Source organism: Shewanella sp. SP2S2-6 (genome assembly GCF_031931965.1).
GTDB classification, from domain to species: domain Bacteria; phylum Pseudomonadota; class Gammaproteobacteria; order Enterobacterales; family Shewanellaceae; genus Shewanella; species Shewanella baltica.
In genome coordinates this window covers 1-24,373 of record NZ_JAUOEQ010000030.1, presented here as the reverse complement: position 1 = coordinate 24,373, position 24,373 = coordinate 1, and the positions used below count along the sequence as shown (strand labels likewise).

Annotated in this window: 16 protein-coding genes and 1 riboswitch; of the genes, 7 read left to right on the top strand and 9 right to left on the bottom strand. The window is 46.1% G+C overall.

Annotated features, from left to right (window positions below; all coding sequences use genetic code 11):
* Positions 1–61 precede the first annotated feature (61 nt).
* The 7 genes from Q4Q57_RS17095 to Q4Q57_RS17065 all read right to left on the bottom strand — a co-directional run bounded on the left by Q4Q57_RS17095 (position 62) and on the right by Q4Q57_RS17065 (position 9,035).
* The gene (locus tag Q4Q57_RS17095) at positions 62–1,777 is read right to left on the bottom strand and encodes a proline--tRNA ligase (protein WP_311891491.1); all 1,716 of its coding nucleotides are present in this window, start codon (positions 1,775–1,777) and stop codon (positions 62–64) included.
* A 199-nt stretch (positions 1,778–1,976) separates the two neighbouring features.
* Positions 1,977–2,618: an acyltransferase gene (locus Q4Q57_RS17090; RefSeq protein ID WP_311891490.1), complete on the bottom strand. Its 642-nt coding sequence runs from the start codon at positions 2,616–2,618 to the stop codon at positions 1,977–1,979.
* Entirely contained in the window at positions 2,619–3,353 is a 735-nt protein-coding gene (gene tsaA / locus Q4Q57_RS17085; RefSeq protein WP_311891489.1) for a tRNA (N6-threonylcarbamoyladenosine(37)-N6)-methyltransferase TrmO, read from the bottom strand.
* A gap of 183 nt (positions 3,354–3,536) precedes the next feature.
* Positions 3,537–3,917 carry an Rcs stress response system protein RcsF gene (gene rcsF, locus Q4Q57_RS17080; protein WP_311891488.1) on the bottom strand — a complete coding sequence of 127 codons (381 nt, stop codon included), beginning with the start codon at positions 3,915–3,917 and terminating at the stop codon, positions 3,537–3,539.
* 78 nt (positions 3,918–3,995) lie between these two features.
* Entirely contained in the window at positions 3,996–5,339 is a 1,344-nt protein-coding gene (locus Q4Q57_RS17075) for an amidohydrolase family protein (protein WP_311891487.1), read from the bottom strand.
* Positions 5,339–8,428, bottom strand: a complete 3,090-nt coding sequence (locus Q4Q57_RS17070; protein WP_311891486.1) for an amidohydrolase family protein — start codon at positions 8,426–8,428, stop codon at positions 5,339–5,341. Before Q4Q57_RS17070 ends, Q4Q57_RS17075 begins: the two co-directional genes overlap by 1 nt.
* A gap of 214 nt (positions 8,429–8,642) precedes the next feature.
* Complete coding sequence (locus Q4Q57_RS17065; protein WP_106651013.1) at positions 8,643–9,035, bottom strand: H-NS family nucleoid-associated regulatory protein; 393 nt, start codon at positions 9,033–9,035, stop codon at positions 8,643–8,645.
* A 311-nt stretch (positions 9,036–9,346) separates the two neighbouring features.
* Here Q4Q57_RS17065 and Q4Q57_RS17060 point away from each other — a divergent pair, with 311 nt between their 5' ends.
* The 4 genes from Q4Q57_RS17060 to Q4Q57_RS17045 all read left to right on the top strand — a co-directional run bounded on the left by Q4Q57_RS17060 (position 9,347) and on the right by Q4Q57_RS17045 (position 14,261).
* Positions 9,347–10,096, top strand: coding sequence for an electron transfer flavoprotein subunit beta/FixA family protein (locus Q4Q57_RS17060; RefSeq protein ID WP_006082338.1), 750 nt, complete (start codon positions 9,347–9,349; stop codon positions 10,094–10,096).
* Positions 10,097–11,023: an electron transfer flavoprotein subunit alpha/FixB family protein gene (locus Q4Q57_RS17055; RefSeq protein ID WP_063884896.1), complete on the top strand. Its 927-nt coding sequence runs from the start codon at positions 10,097–10,099 to the stop codon at positions 11,021–11,023. It begins immediately after the preceding gene.
* A gap of 95 nt (positions 11,024–11,118) precedes the next feature.
* A riboswitch (Lysine riboswitch) is annotated at positions 11,119–11,315 on the top strand.
* Positions 11,316–11,394: 79 nt separating this feature from the next.
* A complete protein-coding gene (locus Q4Q57_RS17050; protein WP_106651010.1) occupies positions 11,395–12,957 on the top strand; it encodes a Na+/H+ antiporter NhaC family protein in 1,563 nt (520 codons plus the stop codon).
* Positions 12,958–13,121: 164 nt separating this feature from the next.
* Positions 13,122–14,261 carry a GGDEF domain-containing protein gene (locus Q4Q57_RS17045; protein WP_311891485.1) on the top strand — a complete coding sequence of 380 codons (1,140 nt, stop codon included), beginning with the start codon at positions 13,122–13,124 and terminating at the stop codon, positions 14,259–14,261.
* A 286-nt stretch (positions 14,262–14,547) separates the two neighbouring features.
* Here the strand turns inward: Q4Q57_RS17045 and Q4Q57_RS17040 are convergent, their stop codons facing one another.
* Positions 14,548–16,698: a M3 family metallopeptidase gene (locus Q4Q57_RS17040; RefSeq protein ID WP_311891484.1), complete on the bottom strand. Its 2,151-nt coding sequence runs from the start codon at positions 16,696–16,698 to the stop codon at positions 14,548–14,550.
* A gap of 203 nt (positions 16,699–16,901) precedes the next feature.
* A complete protein-coding gene (locus tag Q4Q57_RS17035) occupies positions 16,902–19,007 on the bottom strand; it encodes a multiheme c-type cytochrome (protein ID WP_311891483.1) in 2,106 nt (701 codons plus the stop codon).
* A 541-nt stretch (positions 19,008–19,548) separates the two neighbouring features.
* Here Q4Q57_RS17035 and Q4Q57_RS17030 point away from each other — a divergent pair.
* The 3 genes from Q4Q57_RS17030 to Q4Q57_RS17020 all read left to right on the top strand — a co-directional run.
* The gene (locus Q4Q57_RS17030; RefSeq protein WP_012089650.1) at positions 19,549–20,127 is read left to right on the top strand and encodes a thymidine kinase; all 579 of its coding nucleotides are present in this window, start codon (positions 19,549–19,551) and stop codon (positions 20,125–20,127) included.
* 134 nt (positions 20,128–20,261) lie between these two features.
* The gene (locus tag Q4Q57_RS17025; RefSeq protein ID WP_311891482.1) at positions 20,262–23,339 is read left to right on the top strand and encodes a transglycosylase domain-containing protein; all 3,078 of its coding nucleotides are present in this window, start codon (positions 20,262–20,264) and stop codon (positions 23,337–23,339) included.
* A 639-nt stretch (positions 23,340–23,978) separates the two neighbouring features.
* Positions 23,979–24,373, top strand: a 395-nt coding sequence (locus Q4Q57_RS17020; protein ID WP_311891481.1) for a hypothetical protein, incomplete at its 3' end; no start/stop codon positions are given.

The following is a 24,373-nucleotide window of genomic DNA, read 5'->3' as shown; positions in this document are numbered from 1 at the left end:
TTAAACTTTTCTACTTTTCTACTTTTCTACTTTTCTACTTTTCTACATTTCGCGTTGAGGCTTAGCCTTTCACTGCGTTTTTAAGGAAGTCGAGCAGTTGATCAAATGGGATATCTTGCTTTTCACCGGTGCGGCGGTTTTTGTATTCAAATACCCCAGCGTCGATATTGCGATCGCCAATCACCACTGTGTGTGGAATACCAATCAGTTCCATATCGGCGAACATAACGCCTGGGCGCTCTTTACGGTCGTCCAGTAATACGTCAATACCCGCTTCGCTTAAGTCTTTGTATAACTGCTCGGCGATATCGGTGACGCGGTGCGACTTGTGCATGTTCATTGGCATAATGCCCACGCTAAATGGTGCAATCGCTTCTGGCCAAATGATGCCACGGTCATCGAAGTTTTGCTCGATGGCTGCGGCCACAATACGGCTTACGCCGACGCCGTAACAACCCATCAGTAGCACCTGTGACTTGCCATTTTCGTCAAGTACAGTCGCGTTCATCGATTTAGAATAGTTAGTGCCCAGTTGGAAAATATGGCCCACTTCGATACCGCGTGCCATAGCATAAGTGCCTGAACCATCAGGTGTTGGCTCGCCTTCGACTACGTTACGGATATCGGCAACTTGCGCTAATGGCAGATCGCGTTCCCAGTTGATACCAAAATAATGTTTGTCATCCACATTCGCACCAGCAGCAAAATCGCTCATCACGCTAACGCTGTGATCGATAACGATAGGGATGTTAAGACCGATAGGGCCAAGTGACCCAGGACCAGCGCCAATGGCGTCACGGATCAGCGCTTCTGGCGCCATTTCTACTGGTGATGCCACTAAGTCTAACTTGTCGGCTTTGACTTCATTGAGTTCATGGTCACCGCGAACAATCAGTGCCACTAACGGCGTCGCTTCTGATGCGCCTACGACGATCAAGGTTTTGACGGTTTTAGTGATATCCAGATCAAACTGCTCAACCAATTCAGCAATGGTCTTCGCATTTGGGGTATCGACTAAACGCAATTCTTCAGTGGCTGCGCCGCGAGGCTCAGTGGGTACTGGTGATTCAGCTTTCTCAATGTTAGCCGCGTAATCGCTGCCCGTTGAGTAAGCAATTAAATCTTCACCGCTTTGCGCCAGAACGTGGAACTCGTGTGACATGCTGCCACCGATAGAACCTGTGTCAGCTAATACTGGACGGAAGGCTAAGCCCATGCGCGTTAGAATGTTGCTATAGGCGTTGTACATGGCCTCATAGGTTTCATTCATGGTATCGACGTCAAGGTGGAAAGAGTAGGCGTCTTTCATCAAGAATTCGCGTGAGCGCATCATGCCAAAACGTGGGCGAACTTCGTCACGGAATTTGGTTTGGATTTGGTAAAGGTTCAGCGGTAACTGCTTGTATGAGCTGACTTCTTTACGAATAAGATCGGTGATCACTTCTTCGTGGGTTGGACCCAGTACGAAGTCGCGGTTATGACGATCTTTAAAGCGCAGCAGCTCAGGACCAAACTTTTCCCAACGACCTGTTTCTACCCACAAGTCTGCCGGTTGCACCATAGGCATTAGAATTTCAATTGCACCGGCTTTGTTCATTTCTTCACGAACAATGGCTTCGACTTTACGCAGTACACGTAAGCCCGTGGGGAGATAGCTATAAAGGCCCGACGCATTACGACGGATCATACCCGCACGTAACATTAATTGATGACTAATGACTTCTGCGTTGGCAGGAGTTTCTTTCTGTGTTGATAGCAGGTACTTGCTGACGCGCATTACCGATGTCCAAATTTGAGTTGAATGGTCGCCATTTTATCACCTGCTTTGATGATGTCACCTACGTATTTAGGTTAAATTCAACTAGCTGGGAGATAAATAGCATTTTTTGATGTTTGATAACGGATAACGCAAGGAAGAGCGCTGTGCTGTTAGAGCGTGACTTCGTCACTGCTAGTATCAAGATTAACCTTACTGCTTACTTATCCCGCCTATCGCCAATTATTTTGGCGGGGTTGCCTGCCACTATCGCCCAGTCGGGCACATCTTTCGTCACTATGCTGCCCATACCCACCACAGCGTGATCGCCAATGGTCACACCATCGACTATGCCTGCCTGAGCGCCAATCCACACATCTTTACCAATAACAATGCCTTTGGAGTTGGCAGCTTGTTGATATATGGGCGTATCTGGCGCCATGCCATGGTTGAAGGCATAAATAGTGACATTATTAGCGATGCGAGTCTGGCTGCCAATCTGAATACCGACCCTGCCACCATCGAAGGAGCAACCATGATTAATCGCGACTTCATCCCCTAGTGTGATGGGCCCGTGTAAAAAACAGTCGGCGGCGATCATGCAGCGATTACCCATGCGGATATCGCGATTGGGTTCGGCAAATAATTGCGCTTCGGGGGCGATAAAACAATGCTCGCCGATGTTTACTGTTTCGAGGGAACAAAGTCTTGCTTGAATATCATCCTGCCAAGGTTTTGCCCAGACTAAATGTTTCTCTTTTAAAGAAAAATACAGCCACGGCATCCAAGAGAGACGCTTTTTATGCTGGCTTTGATAATCAGGCAAAGATGCCGGCTCTGATCTAGGCGTTGGCGCAGACATTTAGCCACATTTCCCTGGTTTAAGTTCCAGTACCAAGATGTATTCTTGGTCATTATCATCGACCGCCATGTGCCAGAACACATCTAAATCATAGAGCGCGACTTGATATAACTTAGGATCATCTTTGGCTTTTTTATAGGCGGGGCGCGGATCTTGACCCAAGACTCCGCGGATAAGTACGGCTAAATCTGTGTAGGTTTCCTGCTGGGCGTAACGTTCAATCTGTGCCTTGGCATTATCGGAATACACCACTGAAATCAGTTTTGGGGCGTCTTGAGCAATGCCGCCGACTGCATCGGTAATCGAATCCGAGAAAGGAATGTAAGGCTTAATATCAATAATCGGCGTGCCATCGACCAGATCCATACCGGAAATTTCGAGGCAAACTTTGCCCTTGCGCTGCACTACGCCGTGCAGTTTCACCACAGACTGACCAATGCCATTGGGGCGAAAAGTGGAGCGAGTGGCGAATACGCCGAGTTTTTCATTGCCGCCTAATCGCGGTGGCCGTACTGTGGTTTTCCAACCTTGGGCAAGATTTTCATGGAAGCAAAATAGCAACCAGAGATGGGAATATTGCTCTATGCCACGCACCGCATCGATATGATTGACATGGGGTTCGAGTTCGACATAGCCGCGAGCCTCAACGAGTCCGGGTTGTCTTGGAATGCCAAACTTTTGTTTATAGGGGGTGCGGCATGTCGCTACTGCGACAATTTGGTTGGTAAATGTCATGCAAAAAATTACCTAAAAGGGTAAGTATAACAACCGCCTAAGCTCATCATTAAGGCCCATCTTTGAGCGCTAATTATGCAGCGTTAGCCATGAAGCGTTGGTCATGAAACATTAGCCATTAAGCGGTTGATACGGGCAATCTCAGATCATCGAATCGCGAGCAGTGTGTTGCTCGCGTGGGATTTACTCTGCGGTAGCCGTTTTAACTGCTTGGCCGACGCACAGGGCGCGGCTGATACAACCTTGGGCGGCTTCATCTAACATCACACATTGTTTGATGATAATGCCGTTAGCACCTTTATCTGCGGCGTTACGGCGGGCTTCGGTTCTGGCATCGGCTAATGACGCAGGTACGCTGTTGACATCGGGCTGACAGGATTCCCCTTGGACCAAACCTTTTAATTCGTAATGACCTTTTGGCAAGGTATCGCCTTCATAGAGGGTGACATCGGATGCCTTGAAATAGTCATTGATCGCCTCACCGTCCAAATTACTGTTAAAACTGTAGTCGCTTGCACAGGCACTGAGCAGTAGCACTAATGCACTTGAGAGGATAATTTTCATGGTTTGACCTGAGATTGAGGAGAAAACTGCGCAGCCCTAGTAGGCTGCGCCGATGCGATATTATTATCTGAGTAAATTCTACCGCTTAAGGTACTTTTGATAAAGCTGCTGATGGCGATTATTCAGATCTATCTGCCGTCCTTCAATCCAGATAGCCTGAATCTTATTGGTCATAGGGTCGAGAATGTCTCCCTCGGACAATACAACACTGCCTTGGTATCCCACTGCAATCACCCCTAAATCCTCGACACCTAACAGTTTTGCGGCATCTAAGGTGATGGACTTAAGCGCTTGCTCAGGCGTTAAACCATAGGCGGCGCTATAACCTGCTGCATAGGGTAAGTTACGGCTGTTCCAATCCGATGAAAACCCTAGGGCGAAGGGAATTCCGGCATTAGCGAGCAAGGAGGGGATTTTAAAGGGCAAATCCACTGGTTCATCTTTACGCTTAGGCAGACTCAAGGTATGAGGATAAATAACCCCCGCCTTAACTTCCCTCAGGCTTGAGGCCAAACGCCATGCATCGTATCCGCCGACAATCACCAATTTGAATTGGTATTTTTTTGTCAGGGCAATCACTTGCTCAATTTGACCAACACTGTCGGCATGGGCAAACAGTGTCGCTTTACCTTGGTATAGCGGCAACATGGCCTGCCAGCGCAGGTTGTTGGTTGCAGACTGTGGATCTTCATTCTTGTTGTCTTTACCGCTGGCCTTATCACTTAAGAAATAGCGATAGCCATCCTCAAAGGCGATATTGAGCTGGTCGATTGCTTGCTGATTTTTCTCGATGGCTTTGGCTTTCTTTTTTTCATCTTCTGGCATGCGTTTAATTTGCGGCCAGTAGACATGGAACTGTCCTGCACTGGGTGTCAGTGCATCCTCAATCGTCCACGCATCGAGATCCACTAGTACCGATTGCCCAGCAATACCATCGCCGCTCGGGACGATTTGCGCGTGGGTAATGCCGTTGAACCGTATGGTCGGGATGAGCTCCGAATCCGCATTGTAAGCTGTGGCTGTGCTGATCTGCGGATTGATATAACCCACCTCGGCGTTATCGACCGTGGGGCGGCTCATTTCAATTTCAACTAAGCCTAAGCTGGTATCGAGGGCAATTAAGCCCGGATACAAGTGTTTACCGCTAGCATCGACGACTTGAGTGTCACTGGTTTCTGCGGTTGCACTGTTGGCTTGGCTGGTGAGTTGAGGCCCAACGGCCGTGATCTTGCCATTTTCAATCAAGACATCAGTATTGCTGAGCACGCCTTGACTGACTGTGTGCACTGTGGCGTTTTTTATCAGTACGCTGCGGCTTTGTTTAGGAGTAGGCACGATATCGTTTGCCATCGCTGGGGCCAGCGTGGTGCAAATCGCGCCCAGTAGCGCGGCAAACAAAACCGGTTTAGATGAATGTTGCATTATTTGGCTCCCTCATGAGTGTGGCCCCATGCTTGATAGTGGGTGTCGCAGTGCCACTGTGGCTCGTTAAGTGGCGTGACTTTTTCACCCGCTTTGGCTTGATCATCACTGCTGAGAATTTTTTGGATAAGTGCGGCGCGCTCGTTGACGACTGCTTGCTGGGCAATTTGGTCTTGGTCGCGGTCAAAGTAGCGTTTTCCTTCAACCCATGCCTGTGTCACTTTGGCGTAAATCGACAGTGGCTCTGCGTTCCACAGCACGATATCGGCCATTTTCCCAGGTGTGAGTGAACCCACAAATTCATCGACTCTTAATTGCTTGGCTGGATTAATAGTGACCATTTTCCAAGCATCTTCCTTCGACATATTGCAATACATCATAGACTTAGCCGCTTCTTGGTTGAGTCTGCGCTGCATTTCATAGTCGTCTGAGTTTATGCTGGTGGTCACGCCTTTGTTTTGCATCAAACACGCATTTTGTGGAATCGCGTCGTACACCTCAAACTTATAGGCCCACCAATCGGCAAAGGTCGAAGCGCCAGCGCCATGGGCGGCCAGTTCACTCGCCACTTTGTAACCTTCGAGCACATGGGTAAAGGTTTGCACTTTAAAGTGATAAGCCTCAGCTAAGCGGATAAACATCAGGATTTCTGACTGCACATAGGAGTGAATGTGCACATCACGCTGCTGATTTAATACTTCGGCCACTGCTTGCAGACGGTAACTTGGGCGCGGTGCAACGGTTTTTTTCTTATCACTGGAGCGCAGATTATCATAGGCTTTTAACGCATTTTCATAGGCGATGGCGGCATCGAAGGTCTCTTCAAATAAGGCTTTGACTCCCATACGCGTTTGCGGGAAGCGCTGCACAAATTTCTCGCCCCAATTACTCTGTTTGACGTTTTCACCTAAAGCAAACTTGATACTGGCGGGCGCGTTAGCAAATTTGAGTTGTTCGGCTGGCTCACCCCATTTCATTTTGATCAGTTGCGATTGGCCGCCAATTGGATTGGCGCTGCCGTGGAGTAATTGCGCGCTGGTGACGCCGCCCGCTAAGGCCCGATAGATTGAAATATCGTCGGGATTAATAATATCGCCAATGCGTACCTCAGAGGTCACAGCATCCGTGCCTTCGTTGGTGCCACCATTAATGGCGATATGTGAGTGTTCATCAATAATGCCCGCAGTAAGATGTTTACCTGTTGCATCGAGGACTTGATAACCAGAAGGCGTACTGAGTTGCTGGCCAATTTTTTCGATGCGGCCATTGGCCATCAAGAGATCTGCATGTTCGAGAATGCCTTGCTTATCCGAGGTCCACAGGGTGGCATTTTTGATGTGCAGCTTCTCGACCTTAGGTGCTTCGCTCAGTCCATAAGCAACGTTAGGGAAGGTGAGGTGACTCACTAGGCTAGTGTTGGCTTTATCCTTGGGTGCTTGATGGTCATCTTGAGTGGCATTATCAACCGCTGCAGTTTGCGCTATCGCAATACCGGCAACATTTGTGGTGCGACTCTTGGCATCGACCATACGACCTTGAATGCCGTCATCGGCCATCCACAGCGTAAAGCGGCTAAGACCATTGATGCCCGCGGCGCTCAAATCGGCAGTAAAGCTTAATCGACCGTCGTCATCTAATTTAAGTTGGCTGAGTGCGATACTTTGCTCGCCACTGCTTAAGCTGCCTTGGATTTTGGGTTTATCACCTTTGCTCGCATCTTGCAGCGATAAATCCAGCGTGAGGTTATTGAGGCTTAATTGGTAATCCCCCAGTAATCTTGCTTGGGGCAGTGAGCGAAGACTTTGCTGCTGACCTTGCAACCAAACACTGTAGATCTGGCCATCTTTAAAGATATTGCCTTTAGTGATAACAAAGTCTGCCATGTAACCGGGTGCGAGTTTGCCGGTAAAATCTGCGGTGCCTGTCATCTCGGCGGCTTGGGTGGTCAGTGCAGCTAAGGCTTGATCTTCACTCAAACCTTGGACAATGGCTTGGCGCAGTCGCGGCCAAAAAGCATCGGTCTTAATACCAAATTGTGTTAGTGCGAAAGGAATACCTGCTTTGGCAACTTCTGCTGGATTGGTTGGCGCACGTTCCCACTGTCTTAAATCCGCCAGGGATACTTCGCGATCGGCATCATCTGTCCCGACATCGGGCGCCTGTGGATAGTTTAAAGGTAAGATTAACGGGTAGTTCAGCGCCTTTAACTCATTGATGCGCGAGTATTCTTGACCATTACCGAGCAGGTTGGCTGGCAATTTATGTTCTTTGAGTAAATGGGCGGCACGCAATTGATCGTTGAGATTTTTGGTTTCAAAGATAATTTGCTTATCGGCTAAATTATCTAAGCGCTCAAAGGCGATATTAAATTCGACTTGATTGTTTATTGCGCCATTGGCCGATTTGTTTTTATTTTGGTTATACCAATTGGCGTCGGCAAAGGTTTGTCTAATAAGCGCAATACTGCCCATTAATGATGACGGATAATCTTGTTCAGATGAGCCTTTATCAAATGCCATAAAAGGTTGACTGCGGGCACGATAAATCACTTCGTTGGCGGTTTTGTCTGCTAATGACAGACTGACAGCCGTCCCTCGGAAAATTCCGTCGAGTTTGCTACTTTGCACACTCGTAAAGCCATTATTGATCCACTCTTTAGCGCGTTCTTTATTGGGATAAACGTAATTAAACCATTCTTTTTCAGAATGAATTGCACCATTGTCTGCATTACCGCCGATACGTTTAATATCGTAGACAGGACGAGTGAGCCCAAGTTTTGGATATTCGAACTCAATCCCATAATCGGTGAAAGGATCGATAAATCCGGGGTAAATAGTATAACCACTCAAATCGATTTTAAATGCGCCAGCGGGAATGTCACCGTGCTCAATAATGGCTTTAATTCGATTATTTTCAACCAATAAAGTGGCATCGCTTAAACGCTTACCCGGCGCAATGATTAATTCAGCATGGGTAAAAGCCGTGAGTTTATTGGAGGTTGTCCCTGTATTGATTTGGGCATATGTGGTCTGTGAGACTAAGCTAGCGATCATGCTGCAGCTTATAATTATCTTATTGTTTATCTGCATTATTTTATTCAATCGGGTGAGGGTGAATAAAGAGTAACTGAAAGCAGATGTAAATACTAAGGTTGAATTGTAACGCAATTTGAGCGGGAATGAGGCGTGGATTAACGCTTGTTGTTTTAGATTGCAACCAATAATGGATATAAAAAAGCCCGCAATGAATGCGAGCTTTTATGCAAATAGGTGTTGGTTACTCGAACCGCCACACCGAATTGGATTAGATTAAGAAATCTTCCATAGAACGACCTTTGTTGATCTCGTTCTTAAATACGGTTGGCATACGGCCTTGGCCAGTCCACTGAACCATTTCACCGTTAACTTCGATTTGGTATTTAGCTGGACGAGGAGCGCGTTTTTTCGCGGTTGCTTTAACAGCTACGCCACCTAAGTCATCAATGGATAAACCAACGGCTTCCATTTGTTGACGGATTTCTTCAATCTTAGCATTACGAGCTGCCATGGCTTGTTCTTCTTCCTCAGCCATAGACTCGCGTTCTACTAAAATTTTATCTAATTTGTCGGCTAAATCACGTAACTCTTCAACGCTAAGTTCTTTAACTGCTGCTTTAAAACGACGGCCGTGAGTTAATATCTCTAAAAATTCGCTCATATCTATTTTCGTCCCACTCTAATTTTTAATACAGGATAATGGTGAACAACAGCTAAATGATAGAAACTAATATAGCTCGAATCAAATAAAATTATGCGTTTTAAGTAAATTAAATATTATTTATATTTTGAACTTTTCTTATTTCCTCAAATAAGTGTTCAAAAAAGTAGCCGTTGCTGAGGATTAAAAAATGCAAACAGGCGTTTGACTTTGGTTGACGTTAACGTTAACAGGACGTAAAGTTGCTCTATCCTGCATTGGTATTAACCAATGTTTTGTCCATGTACATGAAAGTGTAGGAAGGAAACCCTATGAAAGTATTGGTGCCCGTTAAGCGCGTTGTTGATGCCAATGTGAAGGTCAGGGTCAAAGCTGACAATACAAGTGTTGACACTGCAAACCTAAAAATGGCGTTGAACCCTTTTTGTGAAATCGCAGTAGAAGAAGCGGTTCGTTTAAAAGAAGCGGGTAGCGCTACTGAAGTGGTTGTTGTCAGTATTGGTAATAAAGCCGTGCAAGAACAATTACGTACCGCGCTCGCATTAGGCGCAGACCGTGCGATTCATATCGATACTGAAGAAGAACTGGTGCCAGTATCTATTGCCAAATTGCTCAAAGCGGTACAAGACAAAGAACAAGCTGAACTGGTGATTTTTGGTAAGCAATCTATCGATGGCGATAACAATCAAACCGGTCAAATGTTCGCGGCGCTGATGGATATGCCACAGGCGACCTTTGCTTCTGAAATCAAATTAGAAGGTCAATCTGTGCAAGTTGCTCGTGAAGTTGACGGTGGTATGCAAACCTTACTTATGCCGTTACCTGCAGTTGTGACTGCCGATCTACGTTTGAACGAACCTCGTTATGCTTCACTGCCTAACATTATGAAAGCCAAGCGTAAGCCATTAGAAGTTTTTACCGTGGCTGATTTGGGCGTGACGTTAAAAAGTCACCAAACGGTTGTGAAGGTCACTCCGCCAGCAGAACGTAAAGCAGGCATCATGGTAGCGTCGGTAGCTGAGCTAGTTGAAAAGTTAAAAAATGAAGCGAAGGTGATCTAAATGGCCATTTTAGTATTAGCTGAACATGATAATGCCGCACTGAAACTCGATACGGCAAAAATCGTCACTGCCGCCCGCGCCATTGGCGATGAAGTGCACGTATTGGTTGCGGGTCACCAATGTGGTGCGGTTGTCCAAGCTGCACAAGCGCTACAAGGCGTTAGCCAAGTGCTCGTTGCCGATGCCAGCGTGTATGAAGCGCATTTAGCGGAAAATTTTGCCAAATTGCTGGTGGACTTAGCGCCAAACTATGGCCACATTCTGGCTTCTGCTTCGAGCTTAGGTAAGGACACGCTTCCGCGTGTGGCAGCATTATTAGATGTTGCGCAAATCTCTGAAGTCATTACCGTCGTCAGTGCGGACACCTTTGTGCGCCCTGTGTATGCGGGTAACGCCTTAGCGACAGTGCAAAGCCATGATGCCATCAAAGTGATGACAGTACGCGCCAGTGCCTTTGATGCTGCGCCAGAAGGTAACAGCGCGGCTGTGACGACACTCGATAAAGTGTTTGAAGCGAGAACTCAGTTTGTTTCTCAATCCTTGACGGTATCAGCCCGTCCAGAATTAGGTAATGCTGGCATTATCGTTTCTGGCGGCCGTGGTATGGGCAGTGGTGAAAACTTCGGCATGTTAGAGCAGCTTGCTGACAAGCTCGGTGCTGCGGTTGGCGCATCACGCGCGGCAGTTGACGCAGGCTTTGTGCCTAACGATTTACAAGTGGGCCAAACTGGTAAAATCGTTGCGCCTAACTTGTATATTGCCGTGGGGATTTCTGGCGCGATTCAACATTTAGCGGGCATGAAAGACGCGAAAGTCATCGTTGCTATTAACAAAGACGCGGAAGCGCCTATTTTCCAAGTTGCCGATTATGGCTTAGTTGCCGATTTATTTGAGGCGGTTCCTGAGCTGATCACAAGTCTCGGTTGATTTAATCTGTGATCTAGGTCACATTAAGTGGCTTTGCGGTGGCATCTGCTAAGCCGCTTATGTTTTTATGTGCCTCACGCCCGCGTACGGGCGTTCTTAGAAGTAGAGGCGCGCCAAATATTAGTAGTGATCAGTAGGGTGATTCCGTTGATCGATTGCGAAAGGATTTGGTGCCGAAGTGGTTCGATTTATCACGATCAACTGCTGGGGTTGCACTTAATAGGTGTAACACTGCCATAGTATTTTCCGATACGGATGTTGGAAATAGTTACTATGGAGCGCTACTGATAGGACAGGTGACCTTGGGTATCTATTGCCTTTCCCCACCAGTTCAGTCGCCCTCCATTCGTATTTAACGAAGATAATAATCAATGACTGTTATGAATTATGCCGATTCGGCACTTTCCTTGCTGCCGCCTGCGGTGGCTATTGTGTTGGCGATCTTAACTCGCCGTGTACTGCTTTCTTTGGGGTTAGGGATTTTAATTGGTGCTTTATTGCTCAATCAATTTTCACCTGTAGCGACGGGTGAATTTGTATTTAATGGCGTTAAAGGACTTTTTTGGACGGGCGAAGGCCTTAATTCGTGGAACTTATATATTCTCGGTTTCTTAATTGTACTGGGAATGATCACAGCGTTAATTACTGTCAGTGGCAGCGCGCGGGCTTTTGCCGATTGGGCGCGTTTACATATACGTAATAAACGTGACGCTAAACTATTAACCATGTTTTTAGGGTGTGTGGTTTTTATTGACGACTATTTCAATAGCTTAGTCGTAGGTTCGGTCGCTAGACCTGTTACCGACCGTTATTATATTTCCCGCGCTAAGTTAGCTTATTTATTAGATTCGACTGCCGCTCCTGTGTGCGTTATTTCTCCTGTATCAAGTTGGGGCGCCTATATTATTGCGCTTATTGGTGGAATATTAACGGCCCATGGTTTTGCTGATACGGGTCATTTGAGTATTTTTATTCAAATGATCCCAATGAATTTCTACGCAATCTTCTCTTTGTTATTATTACTTTTCGTAGTTTTTATGGGATTAGATGTTGGGCCAATGCGCGAGCATGAACTCAATGCCCAACGTGGTAATTTATACGATGAGTCAAAAGGATTACCGCCAGGGGCGAATGCGGATTTACCTGAGGCCGAAACCGGTAAGATCTTAGGATTATTCCTGCCGATTACTGTGTTGGTATTTGCGACCCTGTATTTTATGATTAACAGTGGCGCTCAAGTACTTGCCGCTGAAGGGATTGAATTTAATATTATTTCAGCGTTTGAGAAAACCGATGTCAGTTCATCCCTTTTCTTTGGTGCATTAATCGGTTTAGCGATTTCGCTGATATTGAATTTAGTCCAAGGCGTTGAGAAATCCCTGATAGTCAAAGGCATAGTGCAGGGCGCCCGTTCTATGCTGCCAGCTATTTATATTTTGTTATTTGCTTGGACCATCGCTGGCGTGATTGGTCAACTCGAAACCGGCAAGTTTATGGCGAGTCTCGCGACGGGTAATATTCCGTTCGCCTTTTTGCCAGCGCTTATGTTTGTGTTAGCGGGTATTACTGCGTTCTCAACTGGTACTAGTTGGGGCACGTTCGGTATTATGTTACCGATTGCTGCGGATATGGCGATGGGAAGTCACACTGGCATGATGTTGCCTATGCTTGCCTCTGTGCTGGCTGGCGCGGTATTTGGCGATCACTGTTCACCGATTTCCGATACTACGATTTTGTCGTCTACGGGCGCGAGTTGTCACCATATCGACCATGTGGTCACTCAGTTACCCTATGCACTGATTGCGGCGTTTATTAGCTTAACGGGTTATGTTGTACTTGGATTTACTGAATCAGTCTCTGCGGGTTTAGTCGCGTGTGCGCTAGTATTTGTGCTCAGTGTTATTGTGCTGAAAATTAAGTCTAAAAGTGTTTAACACGTAAGTTACGACTATTTTTATTTTAAACATGTAGGCGCAATACCAGTATTTTGAATCTAGAGTTTTGTAACATTGCGAATGCATAAGCATTAAGGCACAAGCTAAGGTTTGTGCCTTTTTTCATCTATAATGAAACGGGTTATGATTAGTAAAGGATAAGTGTGCGACCTAAAAATCATGATGACTACCAGCAGGATGCACTTATTGAGTTCAATCGGGATATCACTTGGCGCATGTTTACTGGTGCCCTCATTTATGTTGCCTGCTGGAGCTGTATTGTTATTCCTTACAATGTGCTATTAGGCAATATTATTCCTTGGGAATTGATGTGGGTATGCTTTGCATTCTTGGCGTCATCTGGCGTAATTCGTTTGAGTTTTGTATATGATTTTTATGTGAAATCTAAGAAAGATCCGCATACCAATCGTTTAGGGCTTTATGTGGGATTGTTAGCCAATAGTGCCACTTGGAGTGGAGTGACTGCTTTTATTGTCTACCATCCAGAGTTTGAGTCTATGGGTCATTTCATTATGGTTATTTTTGGCATTTTATATGCCTTTATTAGCCTGAGTCTCTGTATCGATAAAGTGCAATTACGCATTTACCTCATTAGCTATATTTTGCCCATTTCGATTGCTTATTTTGCCAAACAGGGGAGTGATAATGTGTATATTGCCTGTTTGCTATGGGCCTCTACAGTACCTGTTTATAGGATCGCTATGATGCACCATAGGGAATATTGGTCTTTGTTTCATCAGGCATATTTGTTAAAAAACTACTCGGCTAAGCTCGCCGAATTGGCTCGTACCGATGACTTAACGGGTTTAATGAATCAGCGTAGTTTCAATCAGATTTTTGAACAAGAGATCCAGCAGGCAGTAGAGTCTCGTCAAAGCTATGGCTTACTTCTTGTCGATATTGACCATTTTAAAATGATCAATGACTCTTATGGACATTTGACTGGTGATCATTGTTTAAGCCAAATTGGTCTCATTTTAAATAGATTAATCGAGGATAATATAAAGGTTGCACGCTATGGCGGTGAAGAGTTTGTGATTCTATTGCCTAATGCAACTGAGGAAAAAGCGTTGGCGTTAGCTGAAACGGTTCGCCAAAACTTGTCTGCGAGTGTTTTTCGTTTTACAGAGCGTGAGTTTACGATCACTGTTAGCGTTGGGGTGGCCGTCATTTATCCACAGCAGAGAACGGATGCACAGCGGTTATTTCAATTTGCAGATGAGGCTATGTATGCTGCCAAAGCAGCGGGACGTAATCGGGTTGTGCTATATCAAAAATGTTGATTATCTATCTGATTATTAAAGGTATAAATCGCTTTTAATCCGCTCTTTATTTGCCTTGCAGGCACACTCTTTACGTGTTGCATTGACTTAAAAGGATATGGCTATTTAAGTCAGTGCGTCTTGGATTCAAATGTCACTGATGCTCTGAATTGGTTAGATACTTAAGGTGATTGGTCTTAAATATAGCGGTGATAAGAAGAACTAAATCTTCAGCCAACAAATTGTTGGCTGAAGATTTATCGCCTAAAGGCATTCAATTGAGTGAAATTAGCTTGTTAGCATCAATTTAAATATTGCTATCTAGCCCACGGCGTTTAAGTAATCCTTGCGTGGTTGGTTCTTGTCCACGGAAATTTTTGTAGGCTTCCATTGGTGCAATACTGTTGCCCACTTCACGAATAGTTTTGCGGTATTTCATGCCGATTTCACGGTTTAGACCACCTTGGGTTTGCACATAGGCAAAGGCATCCGCCGCTAAAATCTCACTCCACATATACGCGTAATAACTTGCTGAGTAACCGCCGGGGAAGGCGTGGGCAAAATAGGTCGACTTATAACGCGGAGGTACGGCACTAATGTTTAAGCCGTGCTTTTTCAAGGCATTGGCTTCAAAGGTTGGTACATCTTGCAACGGCGTATCTGGGCTTAATGAATGCCATTCCATGTCTACTAATGCGGCGGCCATGTATTCCAGAGTGTCAAAGCCTTGGTTGAAGCTGCCAGATTTCAGCAGTTTTTGCAGCAGTTCATCGGGAATGGGTTTGCCCGTTTCGTAGTGTTTCGCGTAGTTCGCTAACACTTTTGGATGGGCGGCCCAATCTTCTTCAAACGTCGATGGGAATTCGACAAAGTCGCGTGAAACCGAGGTGCCCGCCAGACTTGGATAAGTCACTTTAGAGAACATGCCGTGGGTGCCGTGACCCATTTCATGGAACATAGTGGTGACTTCGTTATAGCTGACGAATGTGGGTTCACCTTCGGGCGCTTTCTTTATGTTCATCACGTTGACGACCACAGGTTTAGTGCCTTCGAGGAAGGATTGACCGACAAACGAACTCATCCAAGCGCCACCACGTTTACCTTCACGGGCAAAATAGTCGGCGTAGAAAATGGCCATGCTTGAGCCATCGGCATCAAACATTTCGTAGGCTTTCACATCGGGATGGTAAACCGGTAAATCTGGGCGAGGTTTTAGGGTGACGCCATAAAGTTCTTTGAGTGTGTAGAACACGCCATCTTCGAGGACGCGGTTAAATTCAAAGTAAGGGCGAATACTATTACCATCGAGGGCGTACTTTTCTTGGCGGACTTTCTCGGCGTAGAATTCCCAGTCCCATGGCGCCAGTTCAAACTTGCCGCCAGTCTTGTCGATCATAGCTTGGATATCGGCCGCTTCTTTCTCGGTATTGGCAACCACGGCTGGCACCATAGAGCCAAACATGCTGTAAACCGCTTCTGGTGTTTTGGCCATTTGCGGCGCTAGACGATAACTGGCCCAGTTTTCATAGCCTAATAGCGCGGCGCGCTCAGCGCGCAGTTGCGCTAAGCGAGACACTAAAGATGCCGTCTCGTTTTCACCACTTAAGCCACGGTTAGCAGAGGCTTCCCAAATGCGTTGGCGCAGTTCACGGTTTTCCAGTGACGCTAATACGGGCTGGCGAGTGGTGTTGGTGATGTTGATCAGATACTTGCCATCGTGACCCGCCGCTTTAGCATCGTTTGCGGCCGAAGTGATTTCGCTGTCAGTTAATCCTGCAAGCTCATCCTTAGACTCCACGACCACGGCGATTTCTTTGGTTAAGCGCAGTAAACGTTGGGAGAACTCGTTGGTCAGTGTTGACTGTTCTTCGTTAAGAGCACGGATCTTCACTTTCTGCTCGTCGGTGAGTTTAGCGCCCGCCATGATAAAGCGTTGATGATAGACCTCAACCAAACGCACAGCTTCTGGGGTTAACCCTAGGTTAGCGCGATCGTTATAAATGGCTTCGATGCGGGCAAATAGCGCTGGATTTAAGTTGATATTGTCCGAGTGGGCCGCCATTTGGGGCGCCATTTCACCTTGGATTTTACGCAGTTCTGGATTGCTGTTAGAACCCGCTAAATTATAAAACACACTCGATGCGCGGCTGAGCAGGGCGCCACTTTTTTCCATCGAGACAATAGTATTATCGAAACTGGCCGCTGCGGGATTATTCGCAATCGCGAGGATTTCTTGATAGTGCTCGGCCATGCCTTGCTCTAGTGCAGGTGTAAAGTGCTCATTCTTGATGATACTAAAGTCGGGCGCTTGATATTGTAGGCGACTGACTTGAAACAAGGGGTTTTGGGCTTGTACCGACATGGCGTTAGGGGCTTTGCTTTCTGTGTTGCTACAACCTGCCATAAATCCGGCGGTGAGTGTGGCGCCGATGGCGATGGCAATAAAACGTTTACGCATAATTGAGTGACTTCCTTTGAATTGTTGTTTTTTTAGGACTGTAACGTTAGTAACTTAAATGGGACTGAAAATGGCTTGTTATCGGGCTGTGGCTAAATAAAAAGGAGTCCCGTTTTGATGAGACTCCTTTGGCGATTTCCTTGCAGGGAAAATCGGTACCGCTTTTTACTGACTATTTAAGCACGCGATGATGAGATGATTAATTAGCGAGTAAACTTGTGGTATTTATCAATACCAGAGCTTCTACCTGAGTTATGACATACTGCACAGGATTCAGTCGTTGGTTGTTTAAACCAATCTGCCACGCTCGGAACGCTGATCTCACCACCGTTGCTCACCATATGCGCTTTCGCAGAATCAATCGTATGGCAGGCATAGCAGTTCGCAGATACAGGGCTGGTCATCTTGCTGCCGGGTTCCAAAATGTATTGATTAGGAATGTTATCTAAATCAATCGCTTTATCATGGCAGGCAACACAACTGGTGACAGGATTGATCGCCCCTGCACCGTTAGCCGCATTCGCTTGAGTTCCATCCGCTTTCATTTCACCAACTTTAGCGCCATTACCCCAGTGCCAGCTGTGAACCATAGGGCCAAAACCTGCGCCTAAAGCGGCTGATGTGCGTGCCATACCGTTATCGTGACAGGCAATACAGCCATTACCGCCGTCATCGAAGGCCCCATTTTTGTGGAATGCAGTGGCATCGTTATGGCAAGTGGTACAGCTGTTAGCGCTCACTATCTCACGACGTTCGAAGCCAGAGACTTTTTGAGCCGTGACAGGGTTAACGACGTCTGAGTAGGCGGTAAAGGATACGCCCATGGAGCCGTCATAACCTGTCGCTCTTAGGCTACCATTACTTTGATAACGTTGATTGCCATCATATTCCATCCAACCTGCGGTACTGAATGTCACGCGGGCAGAGTAAATATAGTTAGCATTCACTGCGCTGATATCCGTCAGTAAGTGACAGATGTTCTTAGTGCCGTCGGTGTTGTAACCATAGTAATAGTTAGTACGATTACCTGGGCGGCCCACTAAACTGCCATTTTCATAGGCATGTAGATAGGCTCCGGCATATACCAGCGGTTTCTTGGCATCAAATACCAGCGGATCTGAGTAGTTGAAGTTATCTTTGATACTAAAGATATTGCCATCGACATCTTTTACTGTGAGGGTTGTACACCAGCCTAGGGCTGTGACTGCCGCTGCTGCACCTGTTGGTGCATAGTGATCTGTTTTCGTTGAAATATCATCGACTTTCACTGGGGCTGCTAATGTGACCTTGTATTTAGCGCGTATAGCTTGGCGTTCAGTAATGCCAGACTTGCCTTCATGCATAGTACGGACATCGGCACCATTACTTGGGATAGTAACGCCTGGTACACCACCACTATCATGGCAATCGATACAACCGGGTCCTGCTAGGTTAATGTTAGTTGGGGCTTCAACGTGACAGGATGAACAGTTTTGTACTGAAAAGTCTTTAGTAAAATCTTGGTGATTGATATGGCCAATTTTAGATAAGGTGTTTGTCGTATAGCCACCCACAGAGAAACCTTCCGCATTGACCACTGCGCGACTTACTGAGCCGTGACACACTAAGCAGCCTTCTACGAAGGTGACTTCACCGTCCATACCGGTTGCAACATAGCTTGCATGGCGACGAGGACTTGTGGCGTAATCGACGTGACAGGAATAGCAACTATCGGTTGTGGTGGAATGAGTGCCTTCGGGTTTATTGACCACTAAGGGGGCCGAACGTGCGATACCTGTTGCGCTATTGCCGCCAACGCGTAACCACACAATGCCTTCAGTACTAGGATTGACGCCTAACATTGGGGCCACAAAAGTGTAGTGACCGTCGCCTAAAGAGGTCAGTGTGGCACCTTCAGTCGCTTGAGTTGCCGCGCCACCAATATGCACATTGTCTGCAACGCCATTAAGATCATTTTCGGTACGGTTATTAATGAATCCCTTATCGGTTAACGCCGCGACTTTTGCCTCTGCGTTTTGCAGGCCGTTGATTAAATTATTATTCTCATCGGTAATTTCAAATTCGTAACTGATACTGCCTTCGCCAAAGCTGTAGCTGATCACTTTGACTTTCGTCAGCGTTGAGCTGGTGACTGGCGGTGGTGTTCCAGGTTCTCCAGGGGTGCCTGGCGTGCCAGGTGTTCCCGGAATACCGGGCGTGCCTGGAGCCCCATCGACACCATCTTTGCCATCATCGCCACAACCAACAAGAGCACCAGTTAGTGCTAGAGCCACTAAGTATGCCAGTTTTCTAGAGGTGAAAATTCTCATCATTATCTCCATTTGATCCAATATGCGCATAAAGGACGGAGTGGAGCACTAAAGTTTGCAGGGTAGGTTAGTGCTTTGACCGTTAGCTTTAATTTGCAAGCTATCGAATACTTTCTTTTTTTAAAATGAGCACGATTTGTCTCGAATGAAATATTACTGTTAACAGGATGTTTGTTTTTGAGCGCAAGCCCATTAACACTTAATACTTTGGAGGTAGATCTCACTTTTGAAATTTAGCTTTATTTACTATTTCCTTATAAAACAGTATTTAAGGTTAAATTAAGTTTGTGTTAACAAAATTTAATCATTTGGCTACTGGTGATGGCTTTTATCGTGCTAAGGATTAAATAAAGTGAGCTGGAGTTGGTTAACTCGACGATGGGAGAGTAAAACGCTGGATAAGTCAGCGCAGTTGCAGTAATTCATGATAAAAGCTTAGTCGCTGCTAGTGTTCTGATGTGAAGCGCAATGTTAGACTAGCGGCCAATTTGGCTCCGATGGCAGACGCGTAAGCGCTAACGTTTTTTAAAGGGTATAAGTCTTGGCTCAATTGTATTTTTATTATTCGGCGATGAACGCTGGTAAATCCACTTCCTTATTACAGTCATCCTATAACTACCGCGAACGCGGTATGAATACCTTAGTGATGACAGCCTCCATAGATGACAGATATGGCAAAGGTAAAGTGGCCTCGCGCATCGGCATTGAAACGGATGCACAGGTTTTTAGCAGCCAAGATGATCTGACTCAGATGATTAGCGATGTGCATCAAGCCACACCATTAAGCTGTGTGCTGGTAGATGAGTGCCAGTTTTTGAGTAAAGAACAGGTTAAGCAGCTGACGCATGTGGTCGATAATATTGATATTCCTGTACTCTGTTATGGTTTAAGAACGGATTTCCAGGGCGAACTCTTTAGCGGCAGTCATTATTTATTAGCTTGGGCCGATAAGTTGGTTGAGCTGAAAACCATTTGCCATTGTGGCCGTAAAGCCAACATGGTGGTGCGCCTCGACGGCGAGGGTAAAGTGATGCGCGAGGGTGAGCAAGTGGCGATTGGTGGAAATGAAAGCTACGAGTCCGTTTGCCGTAAACATTTTCGTGAGTTCATCTGGGATTAGTCTTTGCTAGCTGGGTGTTGTTGGCGGTGAGTTTTTTGTGTGGCTTAATGAGTTGATGTCTTGTTTTACTGAGTGGCAACGGATTTGCTGAGTTGCATGAAAGATATTTATTTTAGTGTTTTTTTGGAGCTGTTTTGCCTAATTCCCCGTCACAGATGAAGTTCGAAAATTATCGTCCTCGTCCACCACAACCCGAACCTAAGGTGAAGGTTAAGACTCCGCGTAAAGCCAGATCTAAGGGCAGGGTCTGGTTCTTATTTTTTATCTTAATTTGCTGTATCGCACTATTGATTGGTCTTGAAGTTAAAACCTCGTTTTATCAAGCCAAATACATCAATCAATATGCTAAGACGCTCACCTATGAATTAGAAAACTTACCGAGCACAGCGGTGATTTATCCAAGTTATGGCCCTTTCGATGAGCGCCATGGCTATAGCAAGTTACCTCAGTATATTGACAGGTTACTGCAACGGAATTTTCAGGTGACGCAGCAAGTGGCGTTTTCGCCTGCCTTGCTGGAATACGCGCAGCTGGGATTTTTCCCGCCTTATCACGAAAAGGCGCAATCTGGCTTAACGCTGCTCGATTGTCGCAATACCGATTTGTACGAGTTCGCCTATCCCAAACGGGTTTATCAGGACGACGATAAGATCCCCAATGAAATCGTTAATACCTTATTGTTTATTGAAAACCGCGAGTTATGGACCACGGAAGATAAACTCAATCCGGTGATCGACTGGCCACGCTTTGTGGTGGCGGGGATGAGCCAAATTGCAGAGATGGTCGGCATGAATGTGTCCACCGCCGGTGGCAGTACGCTGGCGACTCAGATTGAAAAATTCCGCCATTCTTCCCAAGGCTTAACCTTAAGCATCAAGGATAAGTTACTGCAAATTGGCTCGGCCAGTGTGCGCGTGTACCAGCAAGGTGAGAATACTGAACCCGCTCGTAAGCGTATCGTCCAAGATTATTTAAACACTGTGCCATTATCCTCGGCGCCCAATCATGGTGAAGTGCATGGTATTGGTGACGGGCTGTGGGCCTGGTTTGGCACCGATTTCGATACTGCAAACAAGCTGTTAGCATCGCCACAAATCAAGGGTAATGCCGCCAAGCGCGGACAAGTATTCCGCCAAGTGGTCGCCTTGATGATTGCCCAGCGTCGCCCTTCATACTATTTATTGCAAGGTCATGAAGATCTTGAAAACTTAGTCGATAGTCATATCCGCTTACTCGGCCAATATTATTTGATTGATCGTGGTCTGCGCGATGCCGCACTCGCACAGAAATTGCAGTTTAGGGTCACTAAGCCGCAACGAAATACGCAATCGGGCGCAGATAAGGGCGTGAATACAGTGCGTATTCGTACCGCGGGCATGTTAAATGTGGGGCTGTACGATTTAGACAGGCTCGACTTAACGGTCAACAGTAGCTTACACAGTGATTTACAGCAGCAAGTGAGTCACTACTTGCGCAGCCTGGCGCAAGCGTCGACCGCAGAGCAAGTGGGTTTATTGGGCGAGCGTTTACTTGAGCCAAGCCAACTGCAAAACGTGCTGTATAGCTTTACGCTTTACGAGCGTACCGACACTGCTAACCGAGTTCGTGTGCAGACCGACAGTACCGACCAACCCTTTGATATTAACGAAGGCAGTAAGTTGGAACTGGGTTCAACCGCTAAATTGCGGGTGATGGCGACCTATTTAGAAATCATCGCCGAGATCCACGAAAAATATTCGAAAAAACATGGTATTGAACTTGAATCTATCATTATCGAGCCTAGGGATCACTTAACCCGTTGGGCGATTGATTACTTGATTGTAAATCCTGACAGACGTTTAGATCGCATGTTAGATGCGGCGTTACAGCGGGAATATTCTGCCTCAACCAGTGAGCAGTTTTTTACCGGTGGTGGTTTGCATGTGTTTAATAACTTTAAAAAATCGGAAGATGTTAAGACACCGACACTTTATCAAGCTTTGCAGGATTCGATTAATTTGCCGTTTGTGCGCCTCATGCGCGACATAGTCAATTACAGTAGCAGTATGCAAAACGAGGGCAATATGGCCCAATTGCTGCGTAATGATAAAGATCCGCGCCGCGACGAATACTTGCGAGTATTTGCCGATAGAGAGGGTAATACCTTCGTCACTAAGTTTTATCGCAAGTATAAAAAAGTGGCTGCGAATGAGCGTTTTGGGATGTTCTTCGACGGTTTATCCCAGTCGGAGCAACAATTAACGTCGGCGTATCGCTACCTCTTGCCCGATGAACCTCTGTCGGCATTTAAGGCTTTTCTGCAGCAAAGATTGCCGCTGGTGAGCTATACCGATGGTCGTATTAAGAGCTTATATAACAAGTACGGTCCTGATAAATATAACTTGCCAGATCAAGGCTATATCGCACGGGTGCATCCGTTGGAATTGTGGGTGCTGGATTATCTTAATCACAATCCCGATGCCAATTTGAACGATGTGAAACAGGCGAGTGAAGCACAACGCCAAGAGGTTTATCGTTGGTTATTTAGGACGCGACATAAAAACGCCCGTGACGTTCGAGTGCAAGTGATGCTTGAAGTGGAAGCCTTCCTCGACATACATCAGCGTTGGGCCCGTTTAGGTTACCCCTTTGATGCTATGGTGCCATCCTTAGGTTCGGCGCTCGGCAGCTCGGGAGATAGACCTGCGGCCTTGGCCGAACTCATGGGCATTATTCAGAATGATGGCTATCGTTTGCCTACCGTGCGTATCAATCAGCTGCATTTCGCCGCCGATACGCCCTATGAAGTGACGCTGGAGAATCAGAACACCCAAGGTGAGCGAGTGATGCGCCATGAAGTGGCACAAGCCTTAAAAGCGGCGCTGGCGAACGTAGTGCAAAACGGTACTGCCCGTCGTTTGAAGGGCATTTTTACCGATGAAAAAGGCGAGATGTTAGCCATAGGCGGGAAAACCGGCACCGGTGATAACCGTATCGTGACTCAGATGCAGCAAGGTAAAAAAGTGGCGACTACGGCGATGAACCGCACCGCGACCTTCGTGTTTTATCTTGGGGATAAATACTTCGGCACTTTAACGGCCTTCGTGCCCGGCAGTAAATCCGATGATTTTAGTTTTACTTCGGCGCTGCCATTACAAGTGATGAAAGGCATGATGCCTATTCTGTCTCCCTATGTGAAAACCGAGCAGGGTATGTGCGTGGTAAACGAATAAAGACAGGAGTTTAGAGCCGTGCTAGCAATTGCAATCTAGCAACTGCCCACTAACGACAAAGAGTGTTCCTGATGAACACTCTTTGTCGTTTTATCTCTTTAATTATCTACCGATTCTTGTAGGAGAGTTATAACGTCTCATACCAAACGATAAAGATTTATTATGAATAATTAAATTGTCCGCCTAAATAGCAGTGATTTGGGCCGATTAACGGCATTTTTTGACTCGAAAATGCCCCAAAGACGCAGCATTAATTGTCATTGTTTCCCCAGTGACTCGCCATAAACTCGTCCCTGAGGGCTCTACTAAAACATCCATGTTTTAGAAGGTCACTGGTGCAACAATGCCAATTTTACTAACCCTCTTGCTGCTCGTTTAGCTAAAAAGCTATTGCCCCATTCCAATTTGGAACAAAGACCCCATCCACTCTTCATTCACTAGATTTGCCCTATGTAAAGTTATCTGAAAGAGTTTGGAAGTAAGCTTTTCTAACATTATGCGCCATTTGGAAATCTAATATCCCGTTGTTTTATTAACTTATTGATTTGTTAATTGAACTGCTGATCGAAAGGTTGCATCATAGGAGGATGAGGAATGGCTACAAGCCCTATAGAAAGCGTTATATCTTGGAGGTCTTAGTTGCGTAAAAAAGTGATCATTAATGAAGTTTTCGAAGAGATAGATCAACGTCTTATTGAGCAAGGTTTACCCATTACACTCCGTTATATGCAAGCCGTCGGCGAGGTTAGCAAATACTTTGGAAATGCTTCAATACCATTATCACCAAAATCACTTCTCCCTGATAATGACTTAGGCAATCAACTTTGCGTATGGCTGAATGACTGGTATGACGCCAAGTACGGTAAACTTCAGTCCTTTAATTCCGATTTAGGTTTTTTCTATCAAAAAATCAGAGGTGACCTATGGCACTATCGGGTGCCCGACTTTGCCGGTACATGTAACTTTTTTATAGATAAAAATTTAACAGTTTGTGGGGCACACAATGAGACAAATATAATGCGAATGTCCCCCAA